16 protein-coding genes are annotated in these 20,992 nt (G+C 71.3%); 8 read left to right on the top strand and 8 right to left on the bottom strand.

Going from position 1 to position 20,992, the window contains the following annotated elements:
* The first annotated feature begins 34 nt into the window (after positions 1 to 34).
* Positions 35 to 1,060, top strand: coding sequence for an ATP-dependent 6-phosphofructokinase (locus Q2K21_RS07095; RefSeq protein ID WP_310767143.1), 1,026 nt, complete (start codon positions 35 to 37; stop codon positions 1,058 to 1,060).
* A gap of 36 nt (positions 1,061 to 1,096) precedes the next feature.
* On the opposite strand, the gene Q2K21_RS07100 is transcribed toward Q2K21_RS07095, so the two are convergent.
* From Q2K21_RS07100 to Q2K21_RS07110, 3 genes are all read right to left on the bottom strand, one after another.
* Positions 1,097 to 1,828: a helix-turn-helix domain-containing protein gene (locus Q2K21_RS07100; RefSeq protein ID WP_310767146.1), complete on the bottom strand. Its 732-nt coding sequence runs from the start codon at positions 1,826 to 1,828 to the stop codon at positions 1,097 to 1,099.
* 383 nt (positions 1,829 to 2,211) lie between these two features.
* The gene (locus Q2K21_RS07105) at positions 2,212 to 2,904 is read right to left on the bottom strand and encodes a response regulator (RefSeq protein WP_310767149.1); all 693 of its coding nucleotides are present in this window, start codon (positions 2,902 to 2,904) and stop codon (positions 2,212 to 2,214) included.
* 84 nt (positions 2,905 to 2,988) lie between these two features.
* The gene (locus tag Q2K21_RS07110; RefSeq protein WP_310767151.1) at positions 2,989 to 4,656 is read right to left on the bottom strand and encodes a sensor histidine kinase; all 1,668 of its coding nucleotides are present in this window, start codon (positions 4,654 to 4,656) and stop codon (positions 2,989 to 2,991) included.
* 198 nt (positions 4,657 to 4,854) lie between these two features.
* Between Q2K21_RS07110 and Q2K21_RS07115 the strand changes: the two genes are divergently transcribed.
* Positions 4,855 to 6,234: a cation:dicarboxylate symporter family transporter gene (locus Q2K21_RS07115; RefSeq protein ID WP_310767153.1), complete on the top strand. Its 1,380-nt coding sequence runs from the start codon at positions 4,855 to 4,857 to the stop codon at positions 6,232 to 6,234.
* 339 nt (positions 6,235 to 6,573) lie between these two features.
* Here Q2K21_RS07115 and Q2K21_RS07120 read toward each other — a convergent pair whose 3' ends face one another.
* Complete coding sequence (locus Q2K21_RS07120) at positions 6,574 to 7,191, bottom strand: TetR/AcrR family transcriptional regulator (RefSeq protein WP_310767156.1); 618 nt, start codon at positions 7,189 to 7,191, stop codon at positions 6,574 to 6,576.
* A 190-nt stretch (positions 7,192 to 7,381) separates the two neighbouring features.
* Between Q2K21_RS07120 and Q2K21_RS07125 the strand changes: the two genes are divergently transcribed.
* Together Q2K21_RS07125 and Q2K21_RS07130 are read left to right on the top strand one after the other, a co-directional pair.
* Entirely contained in the window at positions 7,382 to 9,058 is a 1,677-nt protein-coding gene (locus Q2K21_RS07125; protein ID WP_310767159.1) for an MFS transporter, read from the top strand.
* A gap of 103 nt (positions 9,059 to 9,161) precedes the next feature.
* Positions 9,162 to 9,932, top strand: a complete 771-nt coding sequence (locus tag Q2K21_RS07130) for a DUF2127 domain-containing protein (protein ID WP_310767163.1) — start codon at positions 9,162 to 9,164, stop codon at positions 9,930 to 9,932.
* A gap of 162 nt (positions 9,933 to 10,094) precedes the next feature.
* On the opposite strand, the gene Q2K21_RS07135 is transcribed toward Q2K21_RS07130, so the two are convergent.
* Entirely contained in the window at positions 10,095 to 10,979 is an 885-nt protein-coding gene (locus tag Q2K21_RS07135; protein ID WP_310767166.1) for an aldo/keto reductase, read from the bottom strand.
* A 1-nt stretch (position 10,980) separates the two neighbouring features.
* On the bottom strand, positions 10,981 to 11,883 hold the full coding sequence (locus tag Q2K21_RS07140) for a Rossmann-fold NAD(P)-binding domain-containing protein (protein WP_310767169.1): 903 nt from the start codon (positions 11,881 to 11,883) through the stop codon (positions 10,981 to 10,983).
* A gap of 156 nt (positions 11,884 to 12,039) precedes the next feature.
* On the opposite strand from Q2K21_RS07140, the gene Q2K21_RS07145 reads away from it, so the two are divergent.
* The 4 genes from Q2K21_RS07145 (at position 12,040) to Q2K21_RS07160 (ending at position 15,771) form a co-directional block, all read left to right on the top strand.
* Entirely contained in the window at positions 12,040 to 12,555 is a 516-nt protein-coding gene (locus Q2K21_RS07145) for an Lrp/AsnC family transcriptional regulator (protein WP_310767172.1), read from the top strand.
* Positions 12,556 to 12,597: 42 nt separating this feature from the next.
* The gene (locus Q2K21_RS07150; protein ID WP_310767175.1) at positions 12,598 to 13,026 is read left to right on the top strand and encodes a MerR family transcriptional regulator; all 429 of its coding nucleotides are present in this window, start codon (positions 12,598 to 12,600) and stop codon (positions 13,024 to 13,026) included.
* Positions 13,027 to 13,040: 14 nt separating this feature from the next.
* The gene (locus Q2K21_RS07155; protein ID WP_310780678.1) at positions 13,041 to 13,355 is read left to right on the top strand and encodes a thioredoxin family protein; all 315 of its coding nucleotides are present in this window, start codon (positions 13,041 to 13,043) and stop codon (positions 13,353 to 13,355) included.
* A 139-nt stretch (positions 13,356 to 13,494) separates the two neighbouring features.
* Positions 13,495 to 15,771, top strand: coding sequence for a HelD family protein (locus Q2K21_RS07160; protein ID WP_310780680.1), 2,277 nt, complete (start codon positions 13,495 to 13,497; stop codon positions 15,769 to 15,771).
* Between the two features lie 145 nt (positions 15,772 to 15,916).
* Here Q2K21_RS07160 and Q2K21_RS07165 read toward each other — a convergent pair whose 3' ends face one another.
* Together Q2K21_RS07165 and Q2K21_RS07170 are read right to left on the bottom strand one after the other, a co-directional pair.
* Entirely contained in the window at positions 15,917 to 16,369 is a 453-nt protein-coding gene (locus Q2K21_RS07165; RefSeq protein WP_310767178.1) for a lipoprotein, read from the bottom strand.
* A gap of 1 nt (position 16,370) precedes the next feature.
* On the bottom strand, positions 16,371 to 20,900 hold the full coding sequence (locus tag Q2K21_RS07170) for a DNRLRE domain-containing protein (protein WP_310767180.1): 4,530 nt from the start codon (positions 20,898 to 20,900) through the stop codon (positions 16,371 to 16,373).
* Positions 20,901 to 20,992: the final 92 nt, after the last annotated feature.

Genomic DNA, 20,992 nt, shown 5'->3' on the forward strand with positions numbered 1-20,992 from the left:
CACCGGTATCAAAGCGAGCAGGAGACACAGCACGATGCGCATCGGAGTACTCACCGCAGGCGGCGACTGCCCGGGCCTGAACGCAGTGATCCGGTCGGTCGTGCACCGAGCGGTAGCGCAGTACGGCGACGAGGTGATCGGCTTCGAGGACGGCTACCGGGGCCTGCTCGACGGCCACTACCGCACCCTCGACCTCGACGCCGTCAGCGGCATCCTGGCCCGCGGTGGCACCATCCTCGGCTCCTCCCGTCTGGAGCGCGACCGCCTGCGCGAGGCCTGTGGGAACGCGTCGGACATGATCCGCGACTTCGGTATCGACGCGCTGATCCCGATCGGCGGCGAGGGCACGCTCACGGCGGCGCGGATGCTGTCGGACGCGGGTCTGCCGGTGGTCGGCGTCCCCAAGACGATCGACAACGACATCTCGTCCACGGACCGCACCTTCGGCTTCGACACCGCGGTCACCGTGGCCACCGAGGCCATGGACCGTCTGAAGACGACCGCCGAGTCCCACCAGCGTGTGATGGTCGTCGAGGTCATGGGCCGGCACGCCGGCTGGATCGCGCTGGAGTCCGGCATGGCGGCCGGCGCCCACGGCATCTGCCTGCCCGAACGCCCCTTCGACCCGGCCGACCTGGTCAAGATGGTCGAGGAGCGCTTCGCCCGCGGCAAGAAGTTCGCGGTCGTCTGCGTCGCCGAGGGCGCGCACCCCGCCGAGGGCACGATGGACTACGGCAGGGGCGAGATCGACCAGTACGGCCACGAGCGCTTCCAGGGCATCGGTACGGCATTGGCGTACGAGCTGGAGAGGCGACTCGGCAAGGAGGCCAAGCCGGTCATTCTCGGCCACATCCAGCGCGGCGGCACGCCGACCGCGTACGACAGGGTGCTCGCCACCCGCTTCGGCTGGCACGCGGTCGAGGCGGCCCACCGCGGGGACTTCGGCAGGATGACGGCCCTGCGCGGGACGGACGTGGTGATGGTGCCGCTGGCCGAGGCGGTGACCGAACTGAAGACGGTGCCGAAGGACCGCATGGACGAGGCGGAGTCCGTGTTCTAGGAGTCGGTGTACCAGGTAGATGTTCCGCCCGGCGGTCTAGTAGGTGTTCCTCTCGACCGTCGACCAGAAGTTCTCGACGATGCGGTCGAGGTAGTCGCGGCCGGCCTCGTCGGCGTCGGCCGCGGCCGACGAGGCGCCCCAGTCGAGCGTGGGGACCATGGGCGCCATCTGCCCCTGGTAGTCGGCGTGCATCTCCTCCAGGACGTCCTCCAGGAGCCGCCGGCCCAGGGGCAGCAGTTTGCCGACCGGGCGGACGTACCCCTGCCAGCGGGTGGTGACCGCACTGCGCAGCAGCTCTCCGAGTCTTCCGTCGCGGCCGGTCACGGTGATGAAGTCGGGCAAGGACAGGTCGAGTACCTGGGCCAGGGCGGCGGACTGGCGGTCGTTGCCCCGCCACTCGGCCGCGTCCTCCATCCGTGCGTAGGCGAGGAGTTCGATCCCGACGGCGCGCGCCACCTCGTCCGCCGCGAGCCCGCGCGCGATCCGGTGCTCGCGCAGCGTGCGCGGCGCACCGATGAGTTCGCCCGGGGAACACCACAACACACCGGCGAGCGCGGTGAGTTCGGGAGCGCTCGGGGCGACGGTCCCGCGCTCCCAGTCGATCACGAGGCCGGGGGTGACGTGGGGGAGCCCGTACGAGGAGCGCATGCCGTAGGCGACGTGCTCGGGCGCCATACCGAGGGCGGCACGCAGACTGCGGGCGGCCGGTGCGTTGAACGGCGGGGTGGGCGGGGTGGGCTGCTGAGCCTGCGGTCGTTGCACGCGCACAAGGTATGGGGACGGGGCTGCCGTGACTACGATCTGTTCGGCCACAATCACGGATTGTAGGAACATACGGTTTCGGTCGTGGGTGGTTTAAACCGCGACGATCGCCCGCGGTGCCGGTGAGCGGTGTGCGGACGCCCCACCAGGATGCCGCCGAGCAGCCCTTCGCCCGGGATCACCAGGACTTCGGAGGAGCGGCCGGTATCGCTCGGCACTCGCCGAGGGAGCCGGGGAGTGCGGTCCGCTGCCGGTTTTGGCCGATAACGCATCCCTCCCGGAGGGGCAACGCGTCCCTCCCGGAGGGGCGGCAACGCGTCCGTCCCGGAGAGGCGGCCGTGGAACTTGCCGCCCGCTACGGGCCCCCGGCGGGCGGCGACGGTCTGCGCCTACCGCCCCCGCTCGGCCCCCCGAACCCACCGGTACACCAACTCGGGCCGCCCCACCTGCCCGTACAACGGGCTGCGCCCGGCCCTCCCCGCCTCCACCAGGTGCTCCAGATACCGCCGGGCCGTGATCCGTGAAATCCCCACCGCCTCCGCGACCCCGGCGGCCGTGAGCCCCTCCGCGCACTCCCGCAACGCGCCCGTCACCCGCTCCAGCGTCGGCGCGCTCAACCCCTTGGGCAGCGCCGCCGGACCGGGCGCCCGCAGCGCGGCCAGCGCCCGGTCGACCTCGTCCTGGCCGCTGGCCTCGCCCACGGCCGCGTGGAACTCCGCGTACCGCACCAGCCGGTCCCGCAGCGTCGCGAAAGTGAACGGCTTCAGCACGTACTGCACGACTCCCAGCGAGACGCCCTCCCGGACCACCGCCAGATCCCGCGCCGACGTCACCGCGATCACGTCCGCGTGGTAGCCGGCCGCCCGCAGCGAGCGCGCCAGTTGCAGGCCGTGCACGTCCGGCAGGTGCAGGTCCAGCAACAGCAGATCCACCTGCGTACGCTCCAGCGCCCGCCGCGCCTCCGCGCCCGTGTGCGCCTTGCCGACCGCCGTGAAGCCCGGCACCCGGCCGACGTACATCACATGTGCGTCGGCGGCGACAGGATCGTCCTCAACGACGAGTACGCGGATGGGATCGGTCATGCGTCACCTCCAGGCGCGGCGGACGCGACACGGATGCGGCTCATGCGTCACCTCCAGGCGCGGCGGACGCGACACGGGCGCGGCTCATACGTCACCTCCGGACAGGACGGCCCCGGTCTCCGGCGACGTCGGCTCTGCCGGAGCGGCGGCCCCCACCGTAGGCAACGGCACCCGCGCCGCGAACTCCGCCCCACCCCCGGCCGCCTCCGACACGGTCAGCGTGCCCTCGTGGCGGCGCACCGTCTGGCGGACCAGGGCGAGGCCCAGGCCGCGGCCGCCGGGGCCGGTGGCCGGCTTCGTCGACCAGCCGCGTTCGAACACCGCCTCCGCGTGCGCGGGATCCACCCCGGCACCCGAGTCCGACACCCGCAGGACCAGTTCCGCACCCTCCGTGTACGCCGTCACCGTCACCCGGGCTCCCACCGAGCCCTGCGCCGCGTCGACCGCGTTGTCTATCAGGTTCCCGAGGATGGTGACCAGGTCCCTGGCCGGGAGCGACGGAGGCAGCAGGCCGTCGTCGATGCTGCTCTCCTCCGACACCACCAGCTCGACGCCCCGCTCGTTCGCCTGGGCCGCCTTGCCCAGCAGCAGGGCCGCGAGCACCGGTTCGCTGACCGCCGCGACCATCTGGTCCGTCAGGGCCTGCGCCAGTTCCAGTTCGGCCGTGGCGAACTCGACCGCCTCGTCCGCGCGGCCCAGCTCGATCAGCGAGACGACGGTGTGCAGGCGGTTCGCCGCCTCGTGCGCCTGGGAGCGCAGCGCCTGGGTGAAGCCGCGCTCCGAGTTCAGCTCGCCCATCAGGGACTGGAGCTCGGTCACGTCGCGGAGCGTCACCACCGTGCCCCGGCGTTCGCCGCCGGAGACCGGCGAGGTGTTCACCACCAGCACGCGCGTCGCCGTCAGGTGGACCTCGTCCATCCGGGGTTCGGAGGACAGCAGCACGCCCGTCAGCGGAGCCGGCAGGCCCAGGTCCGCCACCGAGCGGCCCACCACCTCGCCCGTCACCCCCAGCAGCTCACGGCCACCGTCGTTGATCAGCGCGACCCGGAACTGGCCGTCCAGCATCAGCAGGCCCTCGCGCACGGCGTGCAGCGCGGCCTGGTGGTAGTCGTGCATGCGGCTCAGCTCGGTCGCGTTCATGCCGTGCGTGGAACGGCGCAGCCGGCCGTTGATCACGTAGGTGCCGATCGCGCCCAGCACCAGGGCGCCCCCGGCCACCTCGATCAGTGCGGTCACCTGGTCCTGGACCCGCGCGGTGATCGCCTCCACCTTGATGCCCGCGCTCACCAGGCCGATCACATGGCCGCCGTCCTTGATGGGGGTGACCGCGCGGACGGACGGCCCGAGCGTGCCGGTGTAGGTCTCGGTGAAGGTCTCGCCGTTCTGGGCGCGGGAGATATTGCCGAGGAACCGTTTCCCGATCTGCTTCTTGTCGGGGTGGGTCCAGCGGATGCCCTGCGGATTCATGATCGTGACGAAGTCGACGCCCGTGTCGTGCTGCACCCGGAGCGCGTACGGCTGCAACCGGGCCGTCGGCTCGGCGCTGCCGATCGCCTGCCGTACCGAGGGCGCGTCGGCGACCGAACGGGCCACCGCCGTGGCCTGGCGGCCCGCCGCCTCCTGGGCCTGGCTGCGGTCGCTGACGTACGTGAACAGCGCGTAGCCGGCGACGAGCACCGCGATCAGCACGGCCTGCATTCCGAAGAGCTGGCCGGCCAGGCTGCGGGGTCTCCAGAGGCGGGGTACGCGCATGGGTTCAGTCTGCCTCCCCGGATAAGCGTGAACTAAATGAACGGAAGGGTGACCGCCCTCACAGGCCGGGAGATAGTCACCGCATCCCGGGACGCAGTTCCGGGCCTCGACCCGGGAGCCTCTCCCTCCCGGACCCCCGATTCCCCCGGACGTGAGCCGCACGCCGGTGATGCCGACGAAGACGTCAAGGAGGCAGCCGTGACGACGACGGCACCTGCCGCACCCGCCGCGAAGCGGGATCGCACCCACTACCTCTACATAGCAGTGATCATCGCGGTGGCGCTCGGCATCGCCGTGGGTCTGATCTGGCCCGACGCCGGGGTCGAGCTCAAGCCCCTCGGCACCGGCTTCGTGAACCTGATCAAGATGATGATCTCGCCGATCATCTTCTGCACGATCGTGCTGGGCATCGGCTCGGTACGGAAGGCCGCCAAGGTCGGCGCCGTCGGCGGTATCGCGCTCGGCTACTTCCTGACGATGTCCCTGGTCGCGCTCAGCATCGGCCTGGTCGTCGGAAACATCCTGCACCCGGGCGACGGCCTGCACCTGACGAACGCGATCAAGCAGGCGGGCCACGCCCAGGTGTCGCCCGAGGCGCTGCCCCCGGTCGACTTCGTGCTCTCGATCATCCCGACGACCTTTGTCTCCGCCTTCACCGAGGGCCAGGTCCTGCAGACCCTCCTCATCGCGCTCCTCGCCGGGTTCGCGCTGCAGGCGATGGGCTCGGTCGGCCAGCCCGTACTGCGCGGCATCGAGCACATCCAGCGGCTCGTCTTCCGCATCCTCGCCATGGTGATGTGGGCCGCCCCGATCGGTGCCTTCGGCGCCATCGCCGCCGTCGTGGGTTCGGCCGGTCTGGACGCGCTCAAGAGCCTCGCCGTGCTGATGCTCGGCTTCTACGTCACCTGCGTCCTGTTCGTCTTCATCGTGCTCGGCGCTCTGCTGCGCGTCGTCGCGGGCCTGAACATCTTCACGCTCTTCAAGTACCTGAGCCGTGAGTTCCTGCTGATCCTGTCCACCTCCTCCTCCGAGTCCGCGCTGCCGCGCCTCATCGCGAAGATGGAGCACCTGGGCGTCAGCAAGCCGGTGGTCGGCATCACCGTCCCGACCGGCTACTCCTTCAACCTCGACGGCACGATGATCTACATGACCATGGCGTCGCTCTACATCGCCGACGCCCTGGGTACGCCGATGTCCATCGGCGAGCAGATCCCGCTGCTGCTCTTCCTGCTGCTGGCCTCCAAGGGCGCGGCCGGCGTCAGCGGTGCCGGTATGGCCACGCTGGCCGGCGGTCTGCAGTCCCACAAGCCCGCGCTGGTCGACGGTGTCGGCCTGATCGTCGGCATCGACCGCTTCATGAGCGAGGCCCGCGCCCTGACCAACTTCGCGGGCAACTCCGTGGCCACCGTCCTGGTCGGCACCTGGACGAAGGAGATCGACAAGGAGCGCGTGCGGCGGGTGCTCGCGGGCGAGCTGCCCTTCGACGAGACGACCCTGCTGGACGAGAACCAGTCGGCGGTTCCCGCCGAGGCCGAGGTGCCGGGGCAGGGTGGCGAGAAGGAGCTCGCCAAGGCGTAGACGCTGCGCTGCGTCTGCCCAGGCGCTGCGCTGCGTCTGCCGGGTGAGGCGGGTCGCAGGCTGCGGGCCGGTTTGTGGCTGGTCGCGCCCACGCGGCGGAGCCGCATATCGATACGGCCCCGCGCCCCTTCGGGGCGCGGCCCCTCGCCGGCCTGCGCCCCTTCGGGGACGCGGCCCCCTCGCCGGACGTCCGGCCCCGCCTGAACCGGGGCCGGGCGTCCGGTGCAACAAAGGAACCTGGGCCGGGCGCCCGGGACGTAAAAAGAACGCCGAGCGGTCGAGCCTCCCCCCGTGGGCCCGGCCGCTCGGTTCTTTTGTGTGTTCGGAAGCTGCCGGATCTCAGTCGGTCAGCTTCGCCACCAGTTCGGTGGCCCGGGAGGCGGGTACGCCCGCTGCGGTCAGCAGTGTGACCGCAGCGGAGCGGCCCGCCTCGGATGCTGTCAGCAGGCCGTCGTTCACCGCCTCCATCAGCGCGAACAGCATCTGTTCGTGCACGGTCGCCAGCGCCTGCGGCGGCAGCGGCGAGGTGAACACGCCCTGCTCCAGACCGCGCGCCAGGACCCCGGCACAGGCCTCGCGGACCGGTGCCAGACGGTCGCGGATGCCCTGCACGGTGACGCTGCGCTGGGCCAGCGCGACCAGGATCCGGTAGCGGTCGGCGACCTCCCACACCGCCAGCGTCGAGCGGGCCACCGCCTCCGCCGGGTCCGCGACGCCCTCGCGGCCCGCCGCGTGCGCGGCCACGACCGCCTCCACCGCACCGTCGACGAGCGTGCCGATCAGCGCCTCACGGCTCGGGAAATGCCCGTACACCGTGCGTCGTACGACGCCGGCGGCGCGGGCGATCTGGTCCATGGACGCATCCGGGTCGCGCAGCAGTTCGGCGAGCGCGACCTCCAGGATGCGGCGGCGGTTGGCGTCGGCGCGGCTGGGGCTACCCGTGGTCATGACTGCCATTCTGCACGGCCCTCCGGCACCTCCGTATGCCTCCACGGGGCCTTCACCTCCTTCGTTTGCACATTGCTGTGCAAGGACGTACATTGCACATCGTTGTGCAGTTGCACGCTAGTGTGCAAGTCGGATGTCGTGGTGGACGCCGCGGTGGGTGCCGTGGTGGACGCCTCGGGGGAGAGGAAGGCCCGTACCCATGCGTCTCGTCATGAACGAACCGGTCGAGGGGATGGACCGGCCCTATGCCCGGCGCTGGTGGGCGCTGCTCGTGCTCTGTCTGAGCCTGCTGATCATCGTGATGGCGAACACCGCCCTCACCGTCGCCGCGCCCGACATGACCGAGGACCTCGGTCTGTCCAGCGCCGACCTCCAGTGGGTCATCGACGGCTACACCGTCCCGTACGCGGCGCTGATGCTGCTGCTCGGCGCGATCGGCGACAAGTACAGCCGCCGTGGCGCGCTCGTGCTCGGGCTCGTCGTCTTCGGGGGTGGGGCGGTCTCCGGCTACCTCGCCGACAGCTCCACGGCGGTCATCGCGGCCCGCGCCGTGATGGGCGTCGGCGCCGCGCTGATCATGCCCGCCACGCTCTCCCTCCTCGCCGCGACCTTCCCGCGCGCCGAACGCGCCAAGGCGATCACCCTGTGGACCGCCACCGCCGGGCTCGCCATCGCGGCCGGGCCGCTGGTCGCCGGCGCCCTGCTGGAGCACCACGGCTGGTCGTCCACGTTCCTGATCAACGTGCCGATCGCCGCCGTCGCGATCGTCGGCGCCTTCGTCCTCGTCCCGCCGTCCAGGGCCGGCCACCACGACCGGATCGACCACGTCGGCGGACTGCTGTCGGTCGTCTGGACCGGCTCGCTCGTCTACATGATCATCGAGGGCCCGCACTTCGGCTGGGGCGCCAAGGCGATCACGGCCGCCGTCGTCGCGGGCGCGGGGCTGGTGGCCTTCGTCCTGTGGGAGCTGCGCCACCCGCGCCCGGTCCTGGACGTGCGCCGCTTCGCGCACCGCCGGTTCGCGGGTTCCAACCTCGCCGTCGCGCTGTTCTTCCTCGCGGTCTTCGGCGCCTTCTACTTCCTCACCCAGCACCTCCAGTTCGTCCTGGGCTACGACGCCCTGGAGACCGGAGTGCGGATGCTGCCGCTCGCCGGGGCGGTGTTCGTGGGCTCGGCGCTGACCGGGTACCTCACCCCGCGCATCGGCATGAAGATCACGGTGACCGCGGGCATGGTCGGCGGCACGGCGGCGCTCGCGCTGCTCACCCGGGTCGACTCCGGATCCTCCTACGGCGACTTCGTGCTGCCCCTGGTGATCCTGGGCCTGGCGATCGGGCTCGCGCTCTCGCCCTGCACGGACGCGATCATGGGGGCGTTCCCGGAGTCCGAACTGGGCGTCGGCGGCGCGGTGAACGACACCTCCCTCGAACTCGGCGGCTCGCTCGGCATCGCCCTCCTCGGCTCCGTGCTGGCGAGCTCGTACTCCTCGCACCTGACGGACGCCACCGCGGGCAGCAAGCTCCCGGCGAACGCGCTGGACACCGCGCAGGACTCGGTCGGCGCCGGATACGCGGTGGCGCAGGGCATCGGCGACAAGGCCAGGCAGCTCGCCGAGCAGGCCGCGCACGCGCCGAGCGCCCAGCAGGCCGCGCAGCTCAAGGCGCAGGCCGACCAGCTGGCCCAGGGCGCACGGCAGATGGCCGACGCGGTCGGCTCGTCCTTCGCGGACGCGGTCGCGCACACCAGCCTGGTGGGCGCGGTGATCCTCGGCATCGGCACCGTGCTGGTCGCAGTGCTGCTGCCGCGCAAGGCACGCCCGGCCGAGGCCGAGGAGCGGGCCGAGGAGCGGGAGCTCGTGACCACCGCTCCACACTGAGCTCCCGCGGAACCCCGCCCCCTTCCCCTGCGTCTGGCAGGACATGCACTACCGTGCCGTGCCGGATCAACCGGCACGGCACCTTCGCGGAAGGCACGGGGGCATGAAGATCGACTGGGACCGGCGTACCTGCGCGCGCCGAGGACATGTGACGTACGCGCCGGACGACCCCCGGCTGCGGGTGCGGCTGCACGCCCAGACCGCGCTCGGGGACGTGTGGCGGTGCCTGCGCTGCGGCGATTTCGTGCTCGGCGAGCCGCACGGCTCGGGACCGGCCGCCGAGGCGCCGCTCGTGCCGCGCGGCAAGGTGCTGCGCGACCTGTTCATCCTGCGCTTCCTGGCGCTCGAGCGGGCCGTGCGCGGCGTGTTCATCGTGCTGGTCGCGGTCGCCGTGTGGAAGTTCAGCAACAGCCAGGACGCGGTGCGGCGGCTCTTCAACGAGTACCTGGACGTCTTCCGGCCGGTCTTCAGGCACTTCCACTACGACCTCGACCACTCGCCCGTGGTCGGCACCATCCAGAAGACGTTCGGCTACAAGCACTCCACGCTGCTCCTGGTCGCCGCGCTGCTGCTGGTGTACGCGCTGATCGAGCTGATCGAGGCGGTCGGCCTCTGGTACGCCAAGCGCTGGGCTGAGTACCTGACGGTCGTCGCGACCGCCGCCTTCCTCCCGTTGGAGGTCTACGAGCTCACCGAGCACGTCAGCTGGCTGAAGATCGCCACCCTCGTCCTGAACATCCTCGCGGTCCTCTACATCGCCATCGCCAAGCGGCTGTTCGGGCTGCGCGGCGGCCGGAAGGCGTTCGACGAGGAGCGGCGCAGCGCGTCGCTGCTGGAGGTGGAGGAGTCGGCGGGGGTCGTCGTCACCTCCTGAACCGCACGGGCCCGAGCGGGCCCGCCGCCCATGCCTCTGGGCTCGGCGTGCTGCTCGCCGGGGTGCTGGGTGCCGTTGTCGTGTACGCCACCGTGCCGGATGGACGCTGTCGAACACTTGCCCAGTGCTCCATCCTGCGGACGGCGATCGGCGCCGTCCGCTTCAGGCCACGGCGATGTTCAGACGCTCCCATTCCCCGGCCGTCAGCTCCAGGTCCGCCGCCCCCGCAGAGTCCCTGATCGTCTCCGGGCGGCTCGCGCCCGGGATCGGGATCACCGTCGGTGACAGCGACAACAGCCAGGCCAGACATACCTGTTGCGGGCTCGCTCCGCGCTCCCGCGCGATCTCGTGGAACACCGGAAAGCGCGCGGAGGCCGGCCGCGACGGGCCGTCCAGGGAGCTGCGGGAGAGACCGCCCAGCGGGCTCCACGGCAGGAACGCAAGGCCCAGCTCGGCACAGAGCCGCAGCTCGGGGTCGCTGTCGCGGACCGCGGGGGAGTAGCGGTTCTGGACCGACACCAGGCGCTCGCCCAGGATCTCGCGCGCCCGGCGGATCTGGTCCGTCGTCGCGTTGGAGATGCCGATCAGGCGGACCTTCCCCTCGTCGGCGAGGTCGAGCAGCGCGCCGAGCGAGTCCTCGTACGGCACCTCCGGGTCCGGCTTGTGCAGCTGATACAGGCCGATCGCCTCGACGCCCAGCCGCTTCAGGGACGCCTCCGCGGCCGCCCGCAGATGGCGTGGCGTGCCCGTCACGGTCCAGCTGCCGTCCGCCGGTCGCCCGCGGCCGCCCTTCGTGGCGACCAGGACGTCCGCGGTGTCCCCGCCGTAGGTGGCGAGGGCGCGGGCGAGCAGCCGTTCGTTGTGGCCGGGTTCGGCGCCCGGGAGATGGTACGAGTCGGCCGTGTCCAGGAGGGTCACCCCGGAGTCGAGTGCCGCGTGCACGGTCGCGATGGCGCGGGCTTCGTCCGGGCGGCCCTCGATGGACAGGGGCATCGCGCCGAGCCCGACGGCGCTCACGCGCAGCTTGCCGAGTGTCCGATTCCGCACCTCAGTTCCCCTTCCCGAGCGTCTCCGCCACCGCCCGCGGCAGCCATTCCTTCGTGTGCCCGAAGGCGAAACCGAGCGCCGTGGCCCGGGAGTTGTCCATCCCGTACGAGCGGGTGAAGGAGAACGGCGAGACCTCGCCGACCTGCACGCGCCGGAAGACGGTCTTCGCGTCCGGGATCCGTGCCGCCACCGCCTCGCACAGTTCCTCGGTGGTGAGCATCCCGTGGGACGCCGCGTTCACCGGCCCGGTGAAGTCCTGGCCGGCCGCCCATGCCAGGAAGTCGGCGATCTCCTCGACGTGGATGTACGTCGCCGGGTGGTTCCGGGTGGGTACGAGGACCGGGGCGCCGGTGCGGATCCGGGACGCGTAGTGGTCGAGGCGGCCCGTGAAGTCGTCGGTACCGCCCAGCACATGGGCGACGCGTACGGCGGTGTACGGGAACGCCGGGTCGGCCGCCAGCACCGCTTCGGCCTGGCGCTTGCCCTCGCCGTAGTGCGCTTCCAGGAACTCCTCGTCGTCCCAGGGGAGTTCGAGATCCACCGGGACCGTACGCGGGTCGACGGCGTCCTCGCGCACCGGCGCGAGCGAGTCCTCGTACTCGTACACCTCGACCGTCGACGTCATCACATAGCGGCGGGTGCGGCCGGCGAAGACGCGGCGGGCGACGGCCGCCTGGCGCGGGGTGTAGCAGACCTGGTCGACGACGACATCGAAGGTGCGCGAGCCCAGCGCTTTCAGCAGGGATTCCTCGTCGTCGCGGTCGGCGACGAGATGCACCGCGCCCGCGGGCGGCGGGGACGAGCCGCGATTGACGACGGTCACGCGGTCACCGGCGGCGATGAGCCGGGCGATCAGGCGTTTCCCGAAATAGCGGTTGCCGCCGATGACACATACTTCGCGCACGGTGGTTCCTCCCCCGAATTCAGTGGGCGTTGAGCTATTGGGTGTTGGGGCTTGGGGCTTGGGGCTTGGGTCTTGGGTCTTGGGTCCTGGGTGTTGGCCGTTGGGCTTCGCGGCCATAATTCTCGTGGCGGGACAGCGAGTTCTGAAGGGGGAAGCATGGGAGATCCGGTCGCGGCACCGAAAGAACCACGGCATCTGCGGGCTGCCACCAACGAAACGTCGGTGGCCTTCGACGCGCTGGATCGGCAGATCCTCCAGCAGTTGCAGTCCGACGGCCGGATCAAGCTCAGCGAGCTGGGGCGGAGGGTGCGGCTCAGCCCGGCCGCGGTCACCGAGCGCGTACGGCGGCTGGAGGCCGCGGGCGCCATCGCCGGGTACGGCGCCCATGTCGTCCCCGCCCGGCTCGGCTACGGCATCCAGGCCTTCATCCGGGTCAACCCGCACGGCGGCTACACCCTCAAACACCCGCGCACCCTGGAGCTGATCGACCGCCCCGAGATCATCGAGGTCCACCACGTGGTCGGCGAGGACTGCTGGATCCTCAAGGTCGCCGTCGAGGACACCGTGCACCTGGAGGAGGTCCTGGAGCAGACCTCGGCCCTGGGCCGTACGACGACGTCGATCGTGCTGTCCTCGCCGGTGGAGCGGAAGCCGCTGCTGCCGCCCGGCTGACAGTGTTGCCCTGACGTCGGCGTCAAGGATTACGGTCGGGCCATGCGAATCGGCGAGCTGGCGGCGCGGGCCGGGACCACCACGCGGACCCTGCGGTACTACGAGTCGCGGGGGCTGCTGCGCGCGCGGCGCACCGGCAACGGGTACCGGACGTACGACGAGCACGACCTGAAGCTGCTGCGGCAGATCAGGACGCTGCAGGACTTCGGGTTCGACCTGGAGGAGACGCGGCCCTTCGTGGAGTGTCTGCGGGCCGGGCACCCGGAGGGCGACTCGTGCCCGGCGTCGCTCGCGGTCTACCGGCGCAAGCTGGACGAACTCGAGGCGCTGATCGGTGAGTTGCAGGCGGTGCGGGTGAAGGTCGGCGAGCAGCTGGCGAGGGCGGAGCAGGCGCGGCAGGCGCTGGCGGCCGAGGCGGCGGTTCCGGGCGGTCCGGAACCGGTGTGCGAACTGGGAGGGCGGCAACGGTGATCAGGGCGGCAGGTGTGGCCGAGGTGACGGACGCGGACTTCGGGACGGAGGTGATCGGGGCGGAGCTGCCCGTACTGGTGGAGTTCACCGCCGACTGGTGCCCGCCGTGCCGGCAGATGGGGCCGGTGCTCAGTGCGCTCGCGGCCGAGGAGGAGGGCCGGCTCAAGGTGGTCCAGCTGGACGTGGACACCAATCCGGCGACGACGAACGCGTACAAGGTGCTGTCGATGCCGACGTTCATGGTCTTCCGCGGCGGTGAGCCCGTGAAGGCGATGGTGGGGGCGCGCCCCAAGCGGCGGCTGCTGGAGGAGCTGGCCGACGTCCTCTGATTCCCCCGCATAGCCCGCATACGAAGAAATCCCCCGAGTGATTGCGCTCGGGGGATTTTTCTGCGTATATTCAATGGTTCGCGACTTGGATTGGCCAGGTCAATCGACAAGTCGCGGAGAAGTTCAGTGAGCACAGTATATCCGGGCGGGAGCGGAATTGTCAAACACCGAATTTCCGGACGATGAATTGCGGCACGAGCAGGAATTCATCGACGGGCTGTACGCGCGCGTGGACGCGCTGCGCGGCGACACCGAGACCTCCGTCGCGGACGCGCTCGCGCAGGGTGACAAGCCCATGCAGGCCCGGCTGGAGCGGGACATCCTCGTCGCCGAGCGCTCCGGGCTGCTCGCGGCGCTGGACGCCGTGGACGGTTCGCTGTGCTTCGGCCGTATCGACCTCACCTCCGGGGTCAGCCACCACATCGGCCGCATCGGGCTGCGCGCGGACGACGCGGACCGCACCCCGGTCCTGATCGACTGGCGGGCCGACGTCGCCCGCCCCTTCTACCTGGCCACCGGGCACACCCCGATGGGTCTGCGCAGGCGCAGGCACATCTCCACCGACGGACGCCGGGTCACGGCCCTACAGGACGAGTTCCTCGACGTCGGTGACCGCGAACGCACCGGCCACGAGGACCCGGCCGGGGACGACGTGCTGCTGGCCGCGCTCAATTCGGCCCGCACCGGCCGGATGAGCGACATCGTGCAGACCATCCAGGCCGACCAGGACCGCATCATCCGCGCGCCGCACCGGGGCGTGCTGGTGGTGGAGGGCGGCCCGGGCACCGGCAAGACGGCCGTGGCCCTGCACCGGGCGGCGTATCTCCTCTACGAATACCGGGAGCTGCTCGCCCGCCGAGCCGTCCTCATCGTCGGCCCGAACCCGGCGTTCCTCGGCTACATCGGCGAGGTGCTGCCCTCGCTCGGAGAAACGGGCGTGCTGCTGGCCACGATCGGGGAGCTGTTCCCCGGGGTGAAGGCGACCGCGACCGACAGGCCCGAGGTGGCGGCGGTGAAGGGCCGCGCCGACATGGCGGACGTGCTCGCCCGCGTCGTACGCGACCGGCAGTCGCTGCCCGACCCGGTGATCGCCATCGAGCACGACCGGGACGTCCTGCTGCTCGACGACGGGCTCGTGAACGTCGCCCGCGAGCGCACCCGCGCGGCGAAACTGCCGCACAACGTGGCGCGCGAGTACTTCGAGGGTCACATCCTGAACACGCTGACGGACATGGTCGCCGAGCGGATCGGCACCGACCCCTACGACGGCTCGAACCTCCTCGACGCGAGCGACGTCACCCAGATCCGCGACGAGCTGGCCGAGAACCCCGAAGTCTGGTCGGCGATCGACCAGTTGTGGCCCCGGCTGACCCCGCAGCGGCTGGTCGCGGACTTCCTCGCCGACCCGGAGGGGTACCTGTCCGACGAGGACGCGGCCGCCGTCCGCCGCCCGGTCACGCGCGCGTGGACCACGGCCGACGTGCCGCTGCTCGACGAGGCGGCCGAACTGCTCGGCGAGGACGACCGGGCCGCGCGCGCCCGCGCCGAACGCGAGCGCGAGGCGCAGGTGTCGTACGCGCAGGGCGTGCTGGACGTGTCGTTCGCGTCCCGGACGTACGAGTTCGAGGACAAGGAGGACGGTGATCCCGACGCCTCCGAGGTCCTGTCCGCGCACGACATCATCGACGCGGAGCGGTTCGCCGAGCGGCAGGAGGAGGACGACCACCGCAGCGCCGCGGAGCGGGCCGCGGCCGACCGTACCTGGGCGTTCGGGCATATCGTCGTCGACGAGGCGCAGGAACTGTCACCGATGGCGTGGCGGCTGCTGATGCGGCGCAGCCCGACCCGCTCGATGACGCTGGTCGGGGATCCGGCGCAGACCGCCGAGGCGGCGGGCGTCGGCTCGTGGTCCCAGATCCTGGCGCCGTACGTCGAGGACCGCTGGGAGCACACGCGCCTCGGTGTCAACTACCGCACCCCGTCCGAGATCATGGACCTGGCGGCGGCGGTCGTCCGGGCCGAGAACCCGGACTTCGAGCCGCCGAGTTCGGTGCGGTCCACGGGGGTACGGCCGTGGGTGCGCCGTGCGGACGGAGACCTGCGGGACGCGGTGGCGAAGGCGGCGGCCGAACTGACGCCCACGGAGGGGCGGCTGGCGGTCATCGCGCCGCGCGAGCTGCACCGGTCGCTGGCGGCGCGGCTGGACGGAGTGACGGCGGGTGGGGAACCGGACCTGACGCGGACCGTCGTGCTGCTCGACCCGCGTCAGTCCAAGGGGCTGGAGTTCGACTCCGTGCTGGTGGTGGAGCCCAGGCGCTACGGCACGAGTGATCTGTACGTGGCGTTGACGCGGGCTACCCAGCGGTTGGGGGTGCTGTACAGCGGGGAGCTGCCGGCGGCGTTGGAACGGTACTGAATTCCGCCCCCGCCGCCCTTACCCGTTCCATCCCAGGGGCTCCGCCCCTTCGACATTTGCCGGACGGGTGGGACTTGCCGGACGGGCTGATTGGTCAGCCCGTCCGGCGATTGACGGCGTGGCCGTCAAGGCCGACAGCGGGGGGTCACTTTCCCTGGAGGCTCATTCCCTTCGGTGAGGTGAGCCCCTTCTCGGGGTCGGCCCGGAAAGCCGCTGTCCACGCCGTGGGCGCGCAGGAGGCACCGTTGGGGTGCTGCTCCGTCAGCCGCGCCCGGCGGCTGTCCTCGACCACGATCCGGCCGTCCTTCTTCGATGTCACCCTCAGGCGCACCGGCACCGTGGTGGCGCCGACGTCCTTCGGGAGCCGTACCGACACCTGGGCGATCGGGTCGCCGGGGCTGCCGGACGCCATCTCCTTGCAGGTGCCGTCCACGCACAGCCGGATCGTCGCCGCGTCCTGGTCCCCGAAGTCGGCAGGCCGCCACACGACCGCGACCCCGGAGTCCATGTCCGCCTCGGTGCACGACGCGCCCCGGTCGAGGACCGAGCAGCCCGTCAGGGCCGCCGCCGTGCACAGAACAAGGAAGATGCGCCGCATATCAGCCCCTCGCGACGGTGCCCGGAAGGGCACTGTTGGCCAGTCCGATGTCGGTGAAGATGAGATAGCAGGGGTCGAAGAAACCGCCCCTGTCATCACTTCCCCCTCCGCCACCACCGGAGATGATGCCCTTCGCGTAGGCGCGACCGCTGCTGTCCACGGTGTACGTCGGCCCACCGGAGTCGCCGTGGATGACACACGCGCCGGAGTCCTTCTCGGCGATGACCATGTTGCGGGCGGTGGTCCCACCGTCGTACTTCACGGTCGCCTGGGTCGCCGTCACCTCCCAGCCGCACTGCTCGCCGGTCATCATGCCGCCCGTGCAGAACTTGTCCCCGCTGTGCGCCCAGCGCCGCCAGTAGTCGTGGACGACGCGTGACGAGGTGGACCGCTTGCCTCCCTTGTAGATGCGGGCGGACGCGGAGGACGGGCTCTCGACCCGGTACAGGGAGAGGTCGCCCGAGTAGTAGCTCTGGCCGGCCAGGCGTACCGAGCCCGTCCGGTTGTTCCAGTTGTCCCGGACGACCGGACCGATGAAGTCGGTCTGGCTCGGGTTCATGACGACGCCGTCGCCCGATGTGCAGTGGCCCGCGGTGAGCATGTACCACTTGCTGTTGTACTTCCAGGGGAAGCCGGCCGTGCACCACTTCGCGGAGGTGGTGGTCACCATGGAGTAGATCCTCGCCCCGCCGTAGTAGGGCGATGTGTCGTAGTACCGGTCGGCCAGCGGCTCCACCGTGCCGGCGCCGGCGGTGAGGTGCACGGCCACCGTGTCGGTGCCGTACCGCTCGCCCAGGGCCGTCACGAGGGCGCCGTCGGCCGTGGGGGTCTCCACGACGACACGGTTCTCCTCGGCGTCGACGAAAGCCGTGTGCAGCGTGGTGGAGCCGGGCAGTTCCGTCTCCGTCAGCTGGAGTACCTCGTCCCGCACCGATTCCAGCGCGGTGACACTGTGGTCGACCACCTCGGCCTTCGGGGCGACCTGTTCCGTCACGGTGGGCCCGTCCGGCGCCGGCTCCGTCGCCGTCTCCTCGGGCATGTCGTACGTGCCTTCACCGGTGCTCTCGGCGGAGTCGTCGGCGGGAGGCGAGGGAGACGGTTCCGTGCCGCCCGGTTCCGCGTCCGGCTTGGTGCCGTCCTCCGGTTCTTCGGCCGGCAGACCGCTGCCCTCGTCGGCCGGGGCCTGCGCGACCTGGATCGGCGCGGCGGCCTGGGCGAGGGCGTCGGCGTCGACGACGGGTGCGATCAGGTCGCCGGTCGTCCCGTCGACGTACGGCGGGGCGAACGTGTCGGGGTGCTCGGTGGCGCGGGCCGTGGCCTGCTCCAGGGCGTAGGCCTGGACGGGCGTGGCCTCGCCGGTGCCGTCCCCGAGTCCGCCTTCGATGATCTCCACGCGGTCGATGACCACCGAGACCGGTTCCGCCGCGGGCGGGGAGTACGGACCGCCGAAGCGGGCACCGATCTGCCGGTCGCCCTTGCCGGACAGGGACGAGGTGTCCCACACCAGCTTCGGCGACTTGCCGTCGGTCAGGCGCACCGGCCAGGTCACCGGGGTCCCGTCCGACGGGTTCGTGACCTGGGCGGCCGGGATGACCTCCCAGGCGTCGGCGGCCGACGCCCGTTGGAGAAACGTTACGTCTTCCAGGCCGGCGGGTCCGCTGACCGCGAGGTCGACCGAGCCGACGAGGACCTCGCCGTTGGCGGGCGAGGTGACGGCCGCCCGGCCCGCATGGAAGCTCCGCCTGCGCTCGGCCGAGACGTTTCCGGCCCGGTCGGTCGTGGTGACGACGAGCTGGTGGCTGCCCTCCGTGGCCGGGGTCACCCGCAGTTCGACGGGCCCGCCGGTCGTGGTGACGGTCTGCGGGGCGCCGCCGTCGACGGCGTAGGTCAGGCTCTTGGTGTCCGTACCGTCCGGGGTCACCGTGAAGGTGCCGGTCACACCCGCCCCGCCGGCCCACGCGTCGTCCGGGTAGTCCGCCGACGAGACGGCGGGGGCGCCGGGCGCCGTGGTGTCCACCGTGAAGCGGAAGTGCGAGGTCGCCCCGCCCACTCCGTTCGCGTCGATCCCGCGTACGTGCAGGTACCAGGTGCCCTCCGCACGGGTCGTCGTGTACGTGGTGCCGGTCGTCTCGGCGGAGGCGTCCGGGACGGTGTCGGTGGCCTGGTCCACGGCGATGCTGTACCCGGCGGAGGCGCCGGACGGTGCCGTCCACGAGGCCGCGAAGTCACCGCTGCGGTACGCGCTCGTCTGGTCCGGGTGCGAGGACGAGCTGATCACCGGGCTCGGCGGCAGCGTCATGTCCACCTTGAACGGCAGATGGGCCGCGGTCGCCGACCAGTTGCCCGCGTTGTCCTTCGCGCGGACGTGGAGGTACCAGGTGCCGTCGGAGCCGACCGTGGTCGTGAGCGTGGTCGCCGTCTGCACGGTGCCCGTCGTCGGAGGCAGCGTGTTCGGCGTCCGGTCCACGGTGACCGCGTAGCCGGCCGCACCCGACAGGTCGGCGGGCGCCGACCACCTGAACGATGCCGTCCGGTTCGCGTACGCGCTGGTCGCCACCGGGTGGGTGGACGACACCAGGCCGTCGGGCGCGCCCGGTGCGGTGGTGTCGACGTTGAAGCCGAGGTGCCGGGTCGCGGACCACAGGCCCGCCTTGTCCTGGGCGGCCGCGTGCACCCACCAGGTGCCGTCGGTGCGCCCGGCCCAGTTGACGGAGGTGCCGGTCTGCGTGACGGCCGTGCCGGCGGCGGTGGTGGGGCTCTGGTCGAGCTTGACCGCGTAGCCGGTGACTCCCGAGGCGTCCGTCGCGGCCAGCGTCCCGGTGAACGTGGTGGCGTTGTACCAGGCCGACGCGGACGGATGACTGGTGGAGGTGATGGCCGGGGTGGTCGGGGCCGTGGTGTCGACGGTGAACGTCTGCCAGGCCGACCAGGCCCCGGTGTCCGTGCCGTCCGACGCCCGCGCCCGCCACTTGTAGGCGCCCGGGTTGAGCACGGCGGCCGTGTGGGTCGCCACCGCCCCCGAGGACACCGCGGTGGACGTCCCGGACTGCAGGGCCGCGGTTCCGTCCACCGCCCAGACCTCGAAGGTCAGCGTGAGCTGCTGTGCGTCCGCGTCGGTGGCCTTGGCCGACAGAGTGGGCGTGGTGTCCGACGTGTAGGTGCCGGAGAGCGGTGACACCGCCGTCGCCGTATCGGGCTTGGTGTTGTACGTGACCGTCAGGGACGGCTCGTAGGTGGCGTTGTGCGCGCCGTCCGTCTGGTTCGCCGAGTAGTAGCGGCGCCAGGTCAGCGGGTCGGTCTCGTCGACCGCCGCGAGCCGCACGCCGTAGTTGGGCTGGCCGTCGGCCCAGGACTGGACGATCCCGTCGATGTCCCAGGACACGTGGCCCGCCGGGCAGGAGCTGTTGTAACCCTTGGCCGCGGTGGAGGTCACGGCGCCGCTCGTCGTGGTCGTCGGCTGCGCGGACCAGGAGATCGCCGAGGGATCCCAGTCCGAGGTGATCCGGCGCACCTGGTTGCCGGAGCCCGCGGTGCTGCACGTCGAGGAGTAGTACGAGTAGAGCCGCAGATCGGTGTCCACGATGTGCTTGCCCGCGTATTTCGACACGTCGAACTTCAGGAAGGACCGGGCCTTCTCGGACCCGTTGTACGTGCCGGCCTTCAGCTCGGTCGAGCCGCGCTGTGAGGTGAGGTAGTCGTCGTACTGGACCCAGGTGTCGGTCACCGGGCCGAAGAGCGAGTCGGTCGGGTCGATGGTGACCGGGTACTTCAGGTCCGGGTCGGCGAGGAAGTCCGGGTCGGGCTTGAGAACCAGGACCTGGCCGTCGCCGTCCTTTTCGACGGCGACGTCGATGGCGGCAAGGTGTTCGGGCTCTCCGGACGCCTTGCGGGTGCCCGCGCCCCACATCACCGGCAGCGGGGCGGTGGCCACGGTCCGGTTCTTGCCGTCCTTCCAGCGCAGGCGCCGTTCGGGGGTCTCCTGCAGCGTCAGGCCGTCGGCCGTGACGGGAAGCCGGTAGGTGACGGGCCCATCGGGGCGCTCGTGCAGGACGACGGAGTGGGAGAAACCTTCCTTCAGGGCGGTCACCACCAGGTCGCCGCCTTCGACGGCGTTGCGGTAGACGGCTGTCGAGCCCTTCAGCTCCGGCTTGGGTAGCTTGCCGTCCCAGTCCAGCCCCAGGGACCTGCCGCCCCGGGAGACCTCGGCCAGCGGTTCTGCCTCGCCGCCCCCCGAGAAGGTGATGTCGGCCGCGGCCGCCTTCGGCCGTACGACACCGTCGTCCGCGACAAGTGTGGTGTCGACCGGGGTCCAGCTTCCGTCCGGGTTCTTCACCCGGATCGGTCCGGTGAACGACTCGACGGTGGTCGTGCCGTCGGCGTTGGCCCATGTCGTGGTCGACTCGGTGCGCTGCGAGACCACTTCGACACGGGTACCGGAGGACTCGCGCGTGGCCGGGAAGGTCGGGTCCGGCTCAGGGCCGTCCGTGGCGCCGGCCGAGGCGGACAGCAGGGGCAGCGATGTCGAGACCATCGCGGCCAACAGTGCCGCCGCCCAAGCCCGTTGCTTGCGCGGCTGTCTTCGCCGGACCCGTACCTGCCTTGTGGCCATGCGGAGTTGCACTC

The sequence above is a fragment of the Streptomyces sp. CGMCC 4.7035 genome, assembly GCF_031583065.1.
In the GTDB taxonomy this organism is placed as follows: domain Bacteria; phylum Actinomycetota; class Actinomycetes; order Streptomycetales; family Streptomycetaceae; genus Streptomyces; species Streptomyces yaanensis.